General features: G+C 35.8%; 12 protein-coding genes. 2 read left to right on the top strand and 10 right to left on the bottom strand.

Translation table 11 applies throughout. From position 1 onward, the window contains the following. Window positions 1-57 precede the first annotated feature (57 nt). From E1140_RS16170 to E1140_RS16130, 9 genes are all read right to left on the bottom strand, one after another. Window positions 58-1,896: a tetratricopeptide repeat protein gene (locus E1140_RS16170; RefSeq protein WP_343034260.1), complete on the bottom strand. Its 1,839-nt coding sequence runs from the start codon at window positions 1,894-1,896 to the stop codon at window positions 58-60. A 372-nt stretch (window positions 1,897-2,268) separates the two neighbouring features. Beyond that, on the bottom strand, window positions 2,269-4,005 hold the full coding sequence (locus tag E1140_RS16165; protein ID WP_155186212.1) for an Ig-like domain-containing domain: 1,737 nt from the start codon (window positions 4,003-4,005) through the stop codon (window positions 2,269-2,271). Beyond that, on the bottom strand, window positions 4,002-4,886 hold the full coding sequence (locus tag E1140_RS16160; RefSeq protein WP_155186209.1) for a class I SAM-dependent methyltransferase: 885 nt from the start codon (window positions 4,884-4,886) through the stop codon (window positions 4,002-4,004). The genes E1140_RS16165 and E1140_RS16160 overlap by 4 nt, the downstream gene beginning before the upstream one ends. 2 nt (window positions 4,887-4,888) lie before the next feature. Continuing rightward, a complete protein-coding gene (gene mnmG, locus E1140_RS16155; RefSeq protein ID WP_155186206.1) occupies window positions 4,889-6,751 on the bottom strand; it encodes a tRNA uridine-5-carboxymethylaminomethyl(34) synthesis enzyme MnmG in 1,863 nt (620 codons plus the stop codon). A 73-nt stretch (window positions 6,752-6,824) separates the two neighbouring features. After that, window positions 6,825-7,253 carry an rRNA maturation RNase YbeY gene (gene ybeY, locus E1140_RS16150; RefSeq protein ID WP_155186203.1) on the bottom strand — a complete coding sequence of 143 codons (429 nt, stop codon included), beginning with the start codon at window positions 7,251-7,253 and terminating at the stop codon, window positions 6,825-6,827. Next, window positions 7,253-7,654, bottom strand: coding sequence for an ATP-binding protein (locus E1140_RS16145; RefSeq protein ID WP_155186200.1), 402 nt, complete (start codon window positions 7,652-7,654; stop codon window positions 7,253-7,255). The genes ybeY and E1140_RS16145 overlap by 1 nt, the downstream gene beginning before the upstream one ends. Then, entirely contained in the window at window positions 7,651-11,022 is a 3,372-nt protein-coding gene (locus E1140_RS16140; RefSeq protein WP_246202978.1) for a coiled-coil domain-containing protein, read from the bottom strand. The genes E1140_RS16145 and E1140_RS16140 overlap by 4 nt, the downstream gene beginning before the upstream one ends. A 59-nt stretch (window positions 11,023-11,081) precedes the next feature. Next, window positions 11,082-11,447 carry a hypothetical protein gene (locus E1140_RS16135; protein ID WP_155186197.1) on the bottom strand — a complete coding sequence of 122 codons (366 nt, stop codon included), beginning with the start codon at window positions 11,445-11,447 and terminating at the stop codon, window positions 11,082-11,084. Then, window positions 11,444-11,788 carry a carboxymuconolactone decarboxylase family protein gene (locus E1140_RS16130; protein ID WP_155186194.1) on the bottom strand — a complete coding sequence of 115 codons (345 nt, stop codon included), beginning with the start codon at window positions 11,786-11,788 and terminating at the stop codon, window positions 11,444-11,446. Before E1140_RS16130 ends, E1140_RS16135 begins: the two co-directional genes overlap by 4 nt. Before the next feature lie 45 nt (window positions 11,789-11,833). Here E1140_RS16130 and E1140_RS16125 point away from each other — a divergent pair, with 45 nt between their 5' ends. Both E1140_RS16125 and E1140_RS16120 read left to right on the top strand, forming a co-directional pair. Continuing rightward, window positions 11,834-12,511 carry a ComF family protein gene (locus tag E1140_RS16125; protein WP_155186191.1) on the top strand — a complete coding sequence of 226 codons (678 nt, stop codon included), beginning with the start codon at window positions 11,834-11,836 and terminating at the stop codon, window positions 12,509-12,511. Window positions 12,512-12,520: 9 nt separating this feature from the next. Further along, on the top strand, window positions 12,521-13,093 hold the full coding sequence (locus E1140_RS16120) for a hypothetical protein (protein WP_155186187.1): 573 nt from the start codon (window positions 12,521-12,523) through the stop codon (window positions 13,091-13,093). A gap of 100 nt (window positions 13,094-13,193) precedes the next feature. On the opposite strand, the gene gldJ is transcribed toward E1140_RS16120, so the two are convergent. Beyond that, window positions 13,194-14,447, bottom strand: a complete 1,254-nt coding sequence (gene gldJ / locus E1140_RS16115; protein WP_155186184.1) for a gliding motility lipoprotein GldJ — start codon at window positions 14,445-14,447, stop codon at window positions 13,194-13,196. Between the last annotated feature and the right edge of the window lie 207 nt (window positions 14,448-14,654).

Genomic DNA, 14,654 nt, shown 5'->3' with positions numbered 1-14,654 from the left:
TAACTAAAAAGTTAAAGAGGTTAATTTAAGAAAATTACTGTTAGCAAACGTTATTTTTTAGTTTACAAGCTGTTCTTGCTTGTCAAAATCTCCACGAAGTTCTCTAAATCTTTTACGGGCTTCAGCCACAAAGACACTTCCAGGATATTTGGTTAGAAAGGTGCGATACAAATCCATAGCTTCCTCCTTTTTGTGAAGCTGCCGGTCAATAATATCAGCTTTTTCGAAAAAAGCATCATCTCCAAGTATGTCGGTGCCGTGATTATCAATTATTCTATCGAGCAGTGAAATTGATTCATCAAAATGACCAAGCTTAGTTTCAATATCTGCTTTTAACCATATCAATTCATCGGTCAAGGAATGGTGATCATATTCTTTCATCATGCTATCGATGGCTGCTGTTGCTTGCTCGGTTTTATTCTGAAAAAGTAGAAGTTCTATTTCTGAATAGCGTCTCATAGCAATTTCTGCAGTATCAAGCGCGGTGTTGTCTTTTATTAATAAACTTAGCGACATAGCGTCATTAGCAATTTCTCTTGTTGTCGCTTCTTTCAAAATATCAAGATGTTCTTCAGCCAGTTGAAAATCTCCTTTATAGTATGAGAGCTTTGCATTTTTAAGCTTTGCAGTATATCCCAGGTTTTCGTCTTTGTTAGATTTTTCAACTTGGGAATAGAGCAATGTAGATTCCCATGGTTCACCAATCAAAAGATAGATATCTCCAAGATCAAGTTTAGATTGAGCCTTAATATCAGGGCTTGCTCTGGGCGTTTCAATAATTTTTTGCAGAATATTTATCGCAGAATCTTTCTCATCTAAATAAAATGCATGTAACAACGCCTTATTACGCAGGGCTTCCAATGTATTTCTTGTAATGCCCAATTCGGCAATGAATTGGTTATAATCATTTATCAGATTTCTAATTTCTCTCTCATCAATTGGATAGGTGTTCCTAACTCTCTTTTCATAAGATCTGATCAAATACATTTTTGACAAAATGTAATTATGCGAGCCCGGATATGTCTTGATTAAATACGTAAATATTTTTATCGCATTATTATAGTCGTCATTATCAAGTGCGATCAATCCAATATTCAAAGTTCTGGATCCTTCAGATTTTAGTCTGCGATCAATGGCCCTGGCCTGAACAAAAGCTCCATAAAAATTTTTCTGCTGAAGATTTACCCATATTAGAAGTTCACCATAAATTTCGCTTTCCGGATTTTGCTGAATTTTATCATAAAGCAGCTTTTCAAGGCTTTCTAATTCATCTGGTTTGGCAAGTAAACTTTGGAGGGTATTTTTTACATAATTCAGATTTGAAGGGTTTTGACTTACATAGTTCAAATACTCCTCTACCATCAAGTCTTTCGAATTCATTATCCTGTAAATATTGGCCATTTCCAAAGAAAAGGAATACGGGCTTTTTAATGCCTTTCGAGACTCCTGAAAAGTCTTAATTGCAAACTGCGTTAATTTTTTATTGACAAAATAGTCAGCCGTAATACTGGTGAGATAAGAGTCGAATTTTATATCGCTTATGATATTATCAAAGTAGTCACTTGCTCTATCCTCACCTTCAGAAGCCAGTAAGAGCAATCCATAGTCAAGTCTATAGTAGAGGTTATCTGGAAACTTTTTTATGAGCCGTTTTATGTACTTACTGGCATCATTAAAATCCTGCGACTCTATGAGTAGAAAATAATAATTGTTGTGGATTAATGGAATGTTTCTAAAATCTTTGGCCAGCTCATCATATAATTTTTTTGCTTTAACATAATCACCCTGGCCATAATATTCATTGGCCAGTTGCACTTCATTACTTTGCTGTGAATAAGCCGGTAAGGCAAGCAAAAATAAGGTGATTATTAATATCAGATATCTTGAGTTATTCACGATGTCTACACAGTAGTTTTAATATATATATTAATTAAATAAATTATTATTAATTATTAGCATGTGGATACGTGGAAAAGAAATTTAAAATTAGTTTGCATTTGATGGGTGTAGAAAAGTGTATACTTTATTTACTCTTTATCCACATTATTAAATTATATAAGTGACTCATAAATAGATGTTTATAGTTTAGTTGGTGATAACTTTGGAAATTTGTGGATAATATTATTTCGTTTAATATTGTTTATAAGTTGGTGTTAACTTGTTAGTTCATAGAAGTTACATGTTCAGTCCTTAATTGTTATAGAGTGATAACGGTGTAAGTGTGAAGAAGTTTGAATTTACCAACAAGTTACTAGCTACTTATCCACACTAAAATTTAATTATGTTAGGACCAAGTTCCCAGTTAGCTCTTATGGTTAGGAGATCTTTTTCTTCTGAATTAAGATAAAAGATAACTGGTTCTGGGTCGCGTTTTTCTAAAATATTTCCAGGATCCCATTCACCATTATGATTGCTGTCAATAAGAACTCTGAGTTTATAATCTCCTGGTGGCACGTTGATAAACGAAAATTTTTTAAGATTTTTCTTACTGTCTACTACCTCGTTGTTTTTATTCAGCAGTTGAACAATATAGGAGGTCTTAGAGGTTTCTACTTCGACAAGCATTATTCCATAAGCATCGGGCTTTGTAAAACTTAATTCTTTCTTCATGATTTTCGCAGTGTCTGCTTCAGGACTAATGAACGTTCCAAAACCAAAGTATAGATGAGGTTTTAGATCTGGTTTGGGAGGCTCTTGTTTTGTGCTATCGCTCGTTAATAAACTGTCAGGTTTAACTAGCTTCTGTTTGGGTGCAGAAGTAGGCGGTTTGGCGGTTTCTGAGGATGACGAAAAGAGACTAGGATCTAATGGCATGTTTATCTCTAGTTTATCTTTTGAATAGTTCCATTGTAGATGACTAGAGTCTGGTCTAATGATAGTCAATGAATCTATATATACATATAATGAATCCGTGTTCAATGTTGCAATAGGTTTACTGAATGTAAGTGAGGATTTAATAATAGGTTCATTAACAAATACCTTTTCTAACGTTGAATTGGCTATAAAGTCTAAAGGACTTCGTGAGGTCTCCTCAAATCTCACAAAAACAGTGTCGATAGAACTGTTGTTGACAGAATCAGTAATATGGATAAATGTCAATAGACTGTCCTGAATGTTCTGAGGGTTGTAAATTCTTAAGGTGCTCTGGTATTCATCAGTGAAAGAGCTGAATATTTCGACTGAGTCTAAAAACTCTAGATTATACGATTTAAGATTTTTATTGTATTTGATTTCGTATGTAGTTCCATTTTGTCGTGCACTGATTTGTTCTATTGGCCTGACATCTAATTTTTGAATTGTAAAGTCCACATTATTGTTGCTACTATCTAAAACTATAGGACTAGAATAGAAACCATAGGATTCTGATTTTACATCAGCGATAAAATTTTTGTTTTTATCCTTAAGGGCAAATAGGTTGTAAGTGGCTGATTTTAGATTTTCTAAAAGGTACTCACCTATTTCATTTGTCTTTGTTACGTATAATGGGGGACCGTTAAAGATGTCAAGAGTATCAGAGGCATCGTAAAGGTAAATACTATAGTCATCTACAAATTGGTTGGTAAGTTGATTATTGATAACACCTGTTATACTAAGCGAATCCAGAAAAGCACCTGTACTAAAAGCTATTTTTAAATTATCAGGTGGATTGCTTTCTGTAATATCTTGCACAGCTTCTCTTATATTAATTGTATATGTGGTGTTTTCCGAGAGAGGTTCAGAAAGTTCAATGATGAGCCTGTCTTTTTTAACATTGACTTCGTACTCCTGCGTTAATCTTGGAGTAATTATGATTTGCTCTTTGGCTGTGTTGGGCTTAATATATTCATTAAACTCGAAAGTGATTGATTGGGTTGAAACGTTAAGTTCTTCATTGGAAGGATTTGAAGTTACGAGTTCAGGTGGGTCTTCATCTCTGGGTCCTCCAGTCGGTGCAGTTTGGTTGGCACACTGTATAGAGGTTATAAATAGGCCTACGTAAAATGCTTGCTTTAATATTCTTCTCATTTTTTGCTAATAATGTAGATCAAGCTCGAGTAATTATTATCATTTGCTTTAGCGTAACTATTTGATTTATAGCCATTTATGAATGAATTAAAGTAATTTGACCTACCTCTTTTATACTTTTCGCTAAGCAAAGAAACATAGAAAGCGTCAAACTTCATTGGTAGGGTATAATCAATTTTAAGACTCATACTTTCCAATAATTGTGCTAGACTTTTTTGTGTGAAATGATACAAGTGTCTTGGCACATCATAAGCGGCCCAATAGCTTTCATACACTTTGGCGTCATAGCTGTCAGGGTTTGGAACAGCAACGATCAACTTACCATTATCTGCTAGTTTAGCGACAAGTAGATTTAAGGTATGTTTTAAATCCGATATGTGTTCCAGTACGTGCCACAAGGTGATGACATTGTACTTTACATCTTTTTTTAATTGATTAATGTCAGTATAAACATTACTCTTTATATTTTCATCGAGATTGGCTCTGGCTGATTCACTGGGTTCGATCCCTGTTATTTGCCAGCCAGCTTTGTTTGCCTGAGTCAGGAAATGCCCCGTTCCACAGCCATAGTCAAGTAGCGTTCCTTTGGTACTAGCTTTATTAATGAGCTTAACTTTTGACTTAAGGGCAATTGATCTTACAGCTTTATAAATGATGCCTATAATATTGGTGGCTGTGTTAGTATGAGAAATGTACTCTTCTGACTCATAATATCTACCAAGGTGTTTAGCTGTTGGTCTTGGATTCGTAAATAGCAAGGTGCAATTGTCACACATTACTATTTCAAATTCCTCTTGAGTTACAGTGAAATCTTTACACTTTATGTATGAGTGGTATGATTGATGCCCACATGATGGGCAGCTTTCAAGAGTTTCTAGCATTTTTATTTTGATAAATATACCATTAGAATAGAAATATCAGATGGTGATACACCGCTGATTCTACTGGCTTGTCCGATTGTACTGGGTTTAATGTGTATAAGCTTCTGTCTGCCTTCCGATGAAAGCGCTTTGATTTCGTTATAGTCAAAGTTGTTTCTGATCTTTTTGTCCTCCAATGACTCCATCTTTTCTGCAAGTAGGCGTTCCTTTTCAATGTAGGTTTCGTACTTAACAGCTATCTCTGCTTGTTGTAAGATGTCATTATCATACTTAGATAAGTAAGAGTTGAGTTCTGGGTTGAGCTCTTTAAGGTGTTGAATATTAACTTCAGGTCGTTTTAAAATATTAATTACGGGAACCCTCTGCTTTAATGTGGCGGTATTTAAATCTTGCAATACGTCATTAGAAACGGAGGGTTCTACGCGCTTTTGGTGGAGGTCATTTAGAAGAGCATCTAGTGCATTCTTTTTATCGAATACATTGTTCAGTCTGTTATCATCAGCAAGACCGAGACTGTGCCCTTTTTCTGTTAATCTGATATCGGCATTATCCTGCCTTAATAGTATTCTGAACTCAGCTCTTGACGTAAACATTCTGTAAGGTTCATCTGTACCTTTGTTAATTAGGTCATCTATTAGTACACCTATATATGCCTCAGATCTTTTAAGAGTAAATGGTTCTTTGCCATGCACTTTATTATGAGCATTAATGCCGGCCATTAGACCTTGACATGCGGCTTCTTCATAACCTGTGGTACCATTGATTTGTCCAGCAAAGTACAGGTTTTCAATCAACTTGGTTTCTAAAGTCAGGCTTAGTTGTGTCGGTGGAAAGTAGTCGTATTCAATAGCATAGCCAGGTCTGAACATCTTAACATTCTCAAAGCCGGGTATCTTTTTCAATGATTCGTATTGTACATCTTCAGGTAAAGAGGTAGAAAAGCCATTGACATATATCTCTACGGTGTTCCAGCCTTCAGGCTCAACGAAAATCTGATGACGTTCTCTTTCAGCAAACCTGTTTATTTTATCTTCAATAGAAGGGCAATACCTTGGGCCTATTCCCTGAATCCTGCCATTAAACATTGGCGACTTGTCAAAACCAGTTTGAAGTGTTTCATGTACTTCATTATTGGTATAGGTTATATAACAACTCCTCTGCTCAGATAATGGTTTGGTATCTGTATAGGAGAATTTACCTGGTTTCTCGTCACCTTTCTGTTCTTCCATTTTGGTATAATCCAGGCTTCTGCTGTCTACTCTTGGAGGAGTTCCTGTCTTCATTCTTCCTGCTTCAAAGCCTAGTTTAGTCAACTGTTCAGTAATTCCCTTTGCCGCTCTTTCGCCTGTTCTACCACCTCCAAATTGCTTTTCACCTATATGAATGATTCCGTTTAGGAATGTTCCATTAGTTAGAACAACTGACTTTGCCTTTATTTCCAGGCCTAAAGAAGTAGTAATACCTACAACCTTATTGTTTTCAACAAGTATTCCAGTAGCCATTTCTTGCCAAAAGTCTACATTAGGTGTTCTTTCAAGAGCTAATCTCCACTCTTCGGCAAACTTCATTCTGTCATTTTGTGTACGGGGACTCCACATGGCAGGCCCTTTTGACATATTAAGCATGCGAAACTGTATCATGGATAAATCTGAGATTATTCCAGACATACCTCCCAATGCATCTATTTCTCTTACAATTTGCCCTTTGGCAATTCCACCCATAGCTGGATTGCAGGACATTTGGGCAATGGTGTTCATGTTCATTGTTACCAATAGAACTTTTGAACCCATTTTAGCAGCGGCATGAGCGGCTTCACATCCGGCATGTCCTGCTCCTACTACTATCACATCGTATTCTGAAAACATTATTTTCTTAAGTGTTTCACGTGGAACATTAACAGTTCTTATAAAACTTGTGTTCCACGTGGAACAGTTTCTTTTAAAGTTTGGGGAGCAAAGATAAACAAGCTTCTTCTTTTTTTCGCATCATGGCCTTTTCCTCTTCTGTTTTGTCATTATAGCCAAGGAGATGTAATAACCCATGAGCTATTACTCTGTGCAACTCTTCCTGGAAACTAATGGCCATTGATTGAGAATTCTCTTTAATTCGATCGATACTGATGAATATATCTCCTTCTATTTCCTCTTCACTTTCTGAATTGTCGAAGGTTATAATATCTGTGTAGGTATCATGATCAAGATAATCTACATTCATTTGATACAGATACTCATCAGAACAAAAGATATAGTTTAATTCAACTAAGGTGTGATTCTCAACAGTAATGACATCATTTAACCACTTTGTTATTTGAGAAGAGTGCTCTGGTTTAAAGTCAATGTCCTCTTCAAAGAAGTGAATGTGACTCATTAATTTATGTAGAAATTTAAGGAAACAGTTTTTCCTTCATCAAGAAATGAAACTTCATCAGACAAATGCTTCATTAAAAAGATTCCTCTTCCTCCTGGCTTCTCAAGATTTTCAGGAGCTGTGGGGTCTGGCAAATTTTGAAAATCAAAGCCATTGCCCTCATCCTGGATAAGAAAGGTGATCATACTGTCCTCTAAACCAAGAGATAATTTCACATTTTTATCCTTGTCGCCTTTGTTACCATGCTTGATGGCATTGTTTACTGCCTCCGTAACAGCAATCATAATATTGCCATAAATGTCATCATCAAGCTGAAACTTTTCTTTGGCATTATCTATAAAGCTTTCGATCATTCGGATATTCTCCGTAAGTGATGGAATTTCTATTTTGATACTTTTCATTCTGATTGCTTGTTATTCAATTCACCGATTCGCCTAAAATACTCATTAATTTCGTTTTTGTAATAAGGATATAGTTTTGGTGGAATAGTTTTTAATAGCTCTATTTCTTGCTCCTTAAGTTTAAAATATTCTTCGAAAGCACGAGGCACTGCTTTCTCATAATCTTTGGCCGTTTCAGCTTTTCTTTCTTCGTCCAGATCTCTTTCTCTTAAGGCATCTTCAGCTTCAAGAAGCCTGGTCAATATCTCTTTCTGTCGCAGAATTGTCTCGGTTGTCAGTCGCTTATTTACTAAATCACTTTCAGTTTCTTCCATTTTCTTAGGAAGACCTTGTCCAGGCATTTTACCGTTATCATTCTGTCCGGCTTTATCTTGTGCTTCTTTTAGTGCTTGTCTTATTCTTTCCTGTTCAGCAGCCAATTTTGCAAGCTCTTCAGAGAGTTCTCTTCCTGATTTACCACTTTCTTTAAGCTCTTCAATCTTGCCATTAAGCTGATGTTGTAGTTCACTCAGGCTCGGTGTCTTTTGGTTTCCCTTCTTTTTCTGAGGTTTCCCCATAGCATCGGCCATAGCAGATTGCATTTGCTGTAGGACATCATCAAGCAAAAGCGCCAAATTATTAATGGATGTCATGGCAAACTGTTGCTCTGATACAGCTATAGGTTTCTTTCGTTCCTTAATAGCCTCTACAGATTTATCCATGTGCTCATTCATGGATGTTACCTCACGAGTTACAAAAGAAGCGATTTGAAACACACGATTAGCCAATGCAAGCAAACTGTCCTGAACAATTTGCGAATCGTCTTTTAGCTTCAACTGCTTTTGGGAAAGTTCAATGAATCGAGGATCACTTTGCTTAACACCTGTAAATTCATTCATCAGATTCTCCTGCTCGAAAGAAAGTCTTAAGAGGTTGTAAACAATTGCTCTCAGGTCATCCAGGTTTTCTTGCATGGCATCCATCTCCATACTGCTTTGCATTTGAGATAATTTCTGCTCCATTTGCTTCATGGCATCTCGAGCTTTTTTCTGACTTTCTTTAGATTTTTGTCTTTGATTGTTTTCAAGATTCTCTTTGCTCTCTTGTTGGTTTTCTTCAACAGATTCTTGTTCTTCTTGTGTATTTGGTAAAGATTCTGGATTTTTCAGCGATTGATTATGCTCATTTAGCTTTTCCAAATCCTCTTGCAATTCTTTAAATTCTTCTTGCAATTCTTCCTGATTTTCTTTCAATACATCAGAATCCTTACTTTTTAAATTATTTTCTTCATATTGATTTTTTTCTTCTTGTTCCTCGAGAGTGCTGGATTTTTCAGTTCCCTCACCCTTCTGCTTGTCTGTTTCACGTATAAGGCGTTCCTGATCAGTGATTTGTTCCTTAAGTTCGTTGAGTGCTTCGTTCAACTCGAACTCAAATTTCATTCTTTTGAATAATTCCAAAGTTCTTTCCAACTCTTGCTCAAGGTTGGTTTCTTTATTATTGATTTTATCCAGTAACTCCTGGATGTCTTCTACATCTTGATTTTGCTCAAGAAGCTGTTTCAGTTCTTCATAAAGTTTTTTGGTTTCATCATCTAACAGCTCGTCCATTAATTCTTGCAACTTTTGGACACGCTCTTTTATTTTTTCATCCTGCTGGGAGAACTTTTCTCTTTTGATGCTATTATTTCTATTCTGCTCTTTGAGTTCTTCGATAGCTTCGTTCAGAGCTTCGCGCTGCTTTAACAAATCTTTGATTTGCTTATCGTCCTGCCAGTTGAGTTCCTTTTTCCCTTTAATTCTTTTTTCGGCTTCCTCGAGCTGCTCTTTTAATTCTTTAGCATCTTGTAGGGTCTTATCAATTTTGCTTTCAGTTTGTTGGGCGACTTTGTCAATGTTGTCCTTAATTTCCTTTTTATTAGGTAACTCAAACTTGTAGGTGGCAGTCTTGGTTGATTTTCGTCCATTGACACCATCATTGTCCCATACCTGAAGATAATAGCTCAACTTGCCGGTATCAGTGAGCAGAGAGTCTAAAACCCAGTTGTAAAAATAGCGCTGACTTGTTTGACCATTTAATATTGGAATGTTGATGGATTGGTAGTTTTCATTATCAAAACTATAAAATAACTTTAGCTGTGTCAGGCCATAGTCATCAAGAACATTACCTGCGAAGCTAATTTGACTATATAGTGTAGTGTCAGGATAGACTTCGCTAATGATCTTGGGGAACTCGTCTTTTATAACATCAATATTGTAGATAATAGGATCTTTGTTAAGGCTATGATCATTAGAAAGTTTCAACTGATATTTATCAGATGACTTCATGATTTTATCATACTCAAATATTTGATTGTCAGATAGTTCCATTGGTATTTCTTCAGAACTCTTTGAATCAAACTGTATAAATGCCTGCTTGGCTTCAAGTGTATTTAACTGCCATTTGATATTTGTCCCTTCTGGTACTATTGCATTGCCAATATTAGAGATTCGCTCTGTTTTTTTATTTAGATATTTCGGGTATTCGAAATATAGATTGAAGTTTCTTAAATCAGGCCTTTGGAAGACGTTGACTTTATAGGTTGCTGATTGGAAGCCTGAAGCCTCAAACTTTATAGATTTAGTATTCTGAATTTTGTTGAATGTATAGGTAAACAAGTCATTGCTCACGGATGCCATTTTAAACTTTCGGCCATCATTATTTATATATACATTATCTGGCAAGGAAGTGCCTTCTATTTTAAGGCTTATGGTAAAGTCTTCGTTTTTAAAGGCCTTTTTTGATTCGTTGAGAAAATTAAAATCAAATGGAGCTTGGGGAATAAAATCTTTATTGAACTGAGTTATTCTTGAAGTACTCGTCAATATCATTTTAGGATTAAAAAGTATTATAGCAGCAATTAATGCAAGAGGTACCAGCAGCCATGGCAAGAATTTGTTGTTTGCCTTTAGTTCTATGGCCTGATCATAACTGATGGGTGGAAGAGCCTCCATTTTCTGATTTATACCTGCGTTAACAAAGTAAGAATCACCGGATTTACTTTTTAACTGTATGATATTGAGAAGCTTATCTTTTATTTCTGGAAAATAATTGCCAATCTGTCGAGCAGCAATTTCGTTATTCATTGCCTTGTCGATGTTCGCAACTTTATAGCCTGGTATTATAACAAACCTACCAAGTAGATAGATAGATGTGATTACAAATGAAAAGAATAGAAAGGACCTGATATTAATGCCAAACTGAAATGTGTACTCCAGATAGTTAAAGATTAAAAATAATCCAAGCAGTATTGCAGTACTAATTATTAAACCCTTAAGCAAAAGGTTTAAAAAGTACTTACGCTTGTAGGCACTTAGCTGTTTGAATAATATTTTTTCCTTGTCACTCATTCAGTAGTCTCTGATACAGCTATTACGTAGTTGATGATACTCAAGTTTATGTTGCTATCCTATGAATCTTCCATTAGTGGCATTTCCGTCTGAAAATATTCAATAACATGCATCTTTAATAACTTTTCCTGTTCTAGAAGATCAAAATGAGGCAATGTTTTTACTAATTTCCAATGTGGCCAACCTTCTTCATCTAATCCCTCTAACTCATAAAAACCAGAAAGACTGAGCACCTTACAAATAGCGATGTGCATAAGATCTTGCTTTTCTTCTTTGTCAAAAGAATGCTTGCCCTTACCCAATTCTTGCACACCAATTAGAAAAAGGATAGCATTGAGGTCTTTTGGCCTTTTGCCTATTACTTTTTGTAATGAAAGCCTCAATGCCTGCCACTTACGTTCTAAATCAAGATCTTTTTTTATCATTTAGCTTCATTAAGGCTATCCCAGTATTCGGTAGCTCTTCTTAGATGTGGAATAACAATAGTACCGCCAATAAGGTTTGCAATAGCAAAGGCCTCGAAAACTTCTTTTTCACTCAGCCCTAGTTCATGGCATTTACCCAAGTGGTATCTAACACAGTCATCGCACCGCAGGACCATAGAGCACGACAGGCCTAGAAGTTCCTTAGTTTTTACGTCAAGTGCTCCTTCGGCAAATGCGTTTGTATCAAGGTTATAAATCCTTTTAATTACTTTATTATCAGCATTTAAAATGCGCTCATTCATTTTGGCGCGATAATCATTAAATTCGGAAACAGCACTCATATTTTATATATTAAGACATTCAACAAATATATCTAATCAATGACAATGATTGATGATTTCGTTTCGCTCTTCTTCCCAAGATATTGCCTTGGGTGTTCTGGATCATTAGCAAAAGATGAACAACAGGTTTGTATTCATTGTTTGACCAACATTCCGAAGACTAAGAGCCATGAAGAGGAAACTAATTTTGTTGCTCAAAAATTCTATGGAAAAATAAAATTTGATCATGCTTTGGCGTTTTTCACATTCCAGCAAGAAGGAATAGTTCAAAAGCTGCTGCATCAAATAAAATATAACAATCAGCCGCAGTTGGCTTTTGAGTTAGGTGAAAGGTATGCCATTGAACTTAGTAAGAGATTTGAACCTATACCATTTGACCTGATTATACCTGTACCGCTCCATTTTAAGAAAAGAAAGATTAGAGGTTATAACCAAAGTGAGATGTTTGCCGATGGGCTGGCATCAAGATGGAATATTCCTGTCAAAGCGATGGCCCTTGAAAGAAAGATATTTACTACTACTCAAACTTCTAAAACCAGAATTGAAAGATGGAAGAATGTTGAAAGCATATTTACAATAAAAGATGATTCGGTGTTAGACCAACATATTTTGTTAGTTGATGATGTAATTACAACGGGCTCAACTATTGAAGCATGCGCAGCTGCTCTTTTAGAAGGTGGAGCGAAAACACTCTCTGTTGCGGCTATTGCTGCCGCGAAGTAAATTCGTCATATGAAAACTATAATGAAGTTAAACCCTAACGTATTAAAGAGGCATGCTGGTTTATGTCTAATGGCCATCCTTTTTACAAATTGTGTAGCAGTTAGCACTGTAACGGATGTAGATCGTGCTAGTGAGAATGTACGCTTGGAAGATCAAAAGGAACTGATCATAAGTAAAGATAGATTCTATCAAGTTTTAAATTCTGAGACAGAATTAACAGAATCTCATTTTCAAATACCTCAATATGGTACTTTGAAGGCAGGCAAACAGATTGCCTCTTCGGGAAACTTTAGCAATGTTGAAATCATAAATAATTTTATGTTCATACCAATTAGACATGGTGGGGGTTATCCCATAAGCGATCGGTCTATTTGTAATTTGATATGGGATTCAGAGTATAGAGTTAATGCTAAAGGAGAAATGGAGGTTGACCTTATTATTTCCTTTAATAATTCTGATGCAAGACGTGCAATGGTGACAAGAACGGTGAGGTTTGATCTAACCTCTTTAAGACATGTTGATGTGAATTCAATTTCAATTAATTTAAAAGGATATAATAAGTCACTGAAATATAAATACTAATGAAAAGCAGACCTCTTTTAGGAAGTCAAAAGTAACACAACCCCAAATATAAAACCCCGATCAAATTTCATTGACCGGGGCTTCTTTAAAGCTTTTTTTATTAGTAGTTAGAACCAGCTCTAATCATTGCACAACGGAAACCAATTGTTGCAGTTGATGAATCCTGATCTAAGTATCTTCTTGTACCTGGTGACATCCAGTAGGCAACATCTTTCCAAGAACCACCTTTGTAAACTCTTGCTTCATCAGTAATTAATGAAGTAAAGCCTTCAGGGTTGTTTTCAGAATCTGAGTTATAATACTGCTCGCCAGTAAATTCATTTTTAGTTTCATCCATATAACCATCTCTTCTGATAGGGTTAAGGTCATCAAAATCCTGGAATGACATAGGACGGTAAACATCAAGCACCCACTCACTAACATTACCGGCCATGTTATAAAGACCAAAGTCGTTTGGAGGGAACTCATAAATGTAAGATGTGATCAAAGCACCGTCATTTAGTTTACCTGCTATACCAGCGTAGTCACCTCTACCTCTTTTGAAGTTAGCTAAGAAGTAACCCATCTCTTTACCGTAAGGATTTCTTAATGCGTGACCATCCCATGGATATAATCTTTGGTGAGTTTGATTTTCGTCTAACCACTGAGTACCAATAAGTGCCGTTGCAGCATATTCCCACTCAGCTTCAGAAGGTAATCTATAGTTAGGAAGTACAATACCTGATTCTAGAGGAATTCTACCACCAGAAGTTTCAGGAAGTTCTTCACCAGAATCTTCATATAATTTTTGGTTAACAGCTGTTGTTCTCCAATCACCGTAGTTACTAGCCTGAACCCAGCTAACTCCAACAACAGGGAAGTATCTGAACCCAGGGTATCTCAAATAATGATCAACATAAGGGTCATTATATGCTAAACGCGCTTCCCATACTGTAGTATCAGGAAGTGCAGCTATATAAACCTCTCTTGAAGAGTCAGATACATTTAAATAATGTAAATACTCTAACCAGTGAATATTGGCAATTTCAGTTTCGTCCATGTAGAATGAAGCTACTGAAACAGTTCTTTCAATATTATCTCTTCTATTTAGTATATCTTCCTCAAAGGAACCTACGATAGATCTACCACCTTCAATAAAAACAAGATTAGGTCCTTCTGGTTGACCGGCATAAGGCTTTACCTCAAAACCGTTGTTGTCTTCGTCATTATAAGCCAGTCCCGTTGCGGTACTAAGTGCACCTGGGTGAGAACTTGTCGGCCTTCCACCACCTCCACCAAGGAAACAAGAAGTTAACATCATGGAACCACCAACAACCAACAAAGCACTTTTTAATAAGCCTGCAGTTCTTTTCATACTTGTTTAATTATTCAAAAAATTTAAATGCAAACACTAATATAGCGATATATATTAACGTTTGACAAGTTTATTAGGGAGCAAAATAACATTTCTATTTGATAAGTTTTACACAAATAATGAAATTTTACATTCCTACACTAAAAAATCAGTTGTAATAATAACAGATTTTAAGCTAATAACTGAATTTGCAAAGAAATAGTATAT

This window comes from Fulvivirga lutimaris, from assembly GCF_009711525.1.
GTDB classification, from domain to species: Bacteria; Bacteroidota; Bacteroidia; order Cytophagales; family Cyclobacteriaceae; genus Fulvivirga; species Fulvivirga lutimaris.
Note: the sequence above shows the minus strand (reverse complement) of the source record. Positions and strands in the feature narration are given on the sequence as shown.

Coding starts and splice junctions, on each gene's coding strand:
- E1140_RS16165 (WP_155186212.1), bottom strand. CDS start 4,005: ATGAGAAGAATATTAAAGCAAGCATTTTACGTAGGCCTATTTATAACC.
- E1140_RS16145 (WP_155186200.1), bottom strand. CDS start 7,654: ATGAAAAGTATCAAAATAGAAATTCCATCACTTACGGAGAATATCCGA.
- mnmG (WP_155186206.1), bottom strand. CDS start 6,751: ATGTTTTCAGAATACGATGTGATAGTAGTAGGAGCAGGACATGCCGGA.
- E1140_RS16130 (WP_155186194.1), bottom strand. CDS start 11,788: ATGAGTGCTGTTTCCGAATTTAATGATTATCGCGCCAAAATGAATGAG.
- E1140_RS16135 (WP_155186197.1), bottom strand. CDS start 11,447: ATGATAAAAAAAGATCTTGATTTAGAACGTAAGTGGCAGGCATTGAGG.
- E1140_RS16120 (WP_155186187.1), top strand. CDS start 12,521: ATGAAAACTATAATGAAGTTAAACCCTAACGTATTAAAGAGGCATGCT.
- E1140_RS16160 (WP_155186209.1), bottom strand. CDS start 4,886: ATGCTAGAAACTCTTGAAAGCTGCCCATCATGTGGGCATCAATCATAC.
- E1140_RS16140 (WP_246202978.1), bottom strand. CDS start 11,022: ATGAGTGACAAGGAAAAAATATTATTCAAACAGCTAAGTGCCTACAAG.
- E1140_RS16125 (WP_155186191.1), top strand. CDS start 11,834: ATGATTGATGATTTCGTTTCGCTCTTCTTCCCAAGATATTGCCTTGGG.
- gldJ (WP_155186184.1), bottom strand. CDS start 14,447: ATGAAAAGAACTGCAGGCTTATTAAAAAGTGCTTTGTTGGTTGTTGGT.
- ybeY (WP_155186203.1), bottom strand. CDS start 7,253: ATGAGTCACATTCACTTCTTTGAAGAGGACATTGACTTTAAACCAGAG.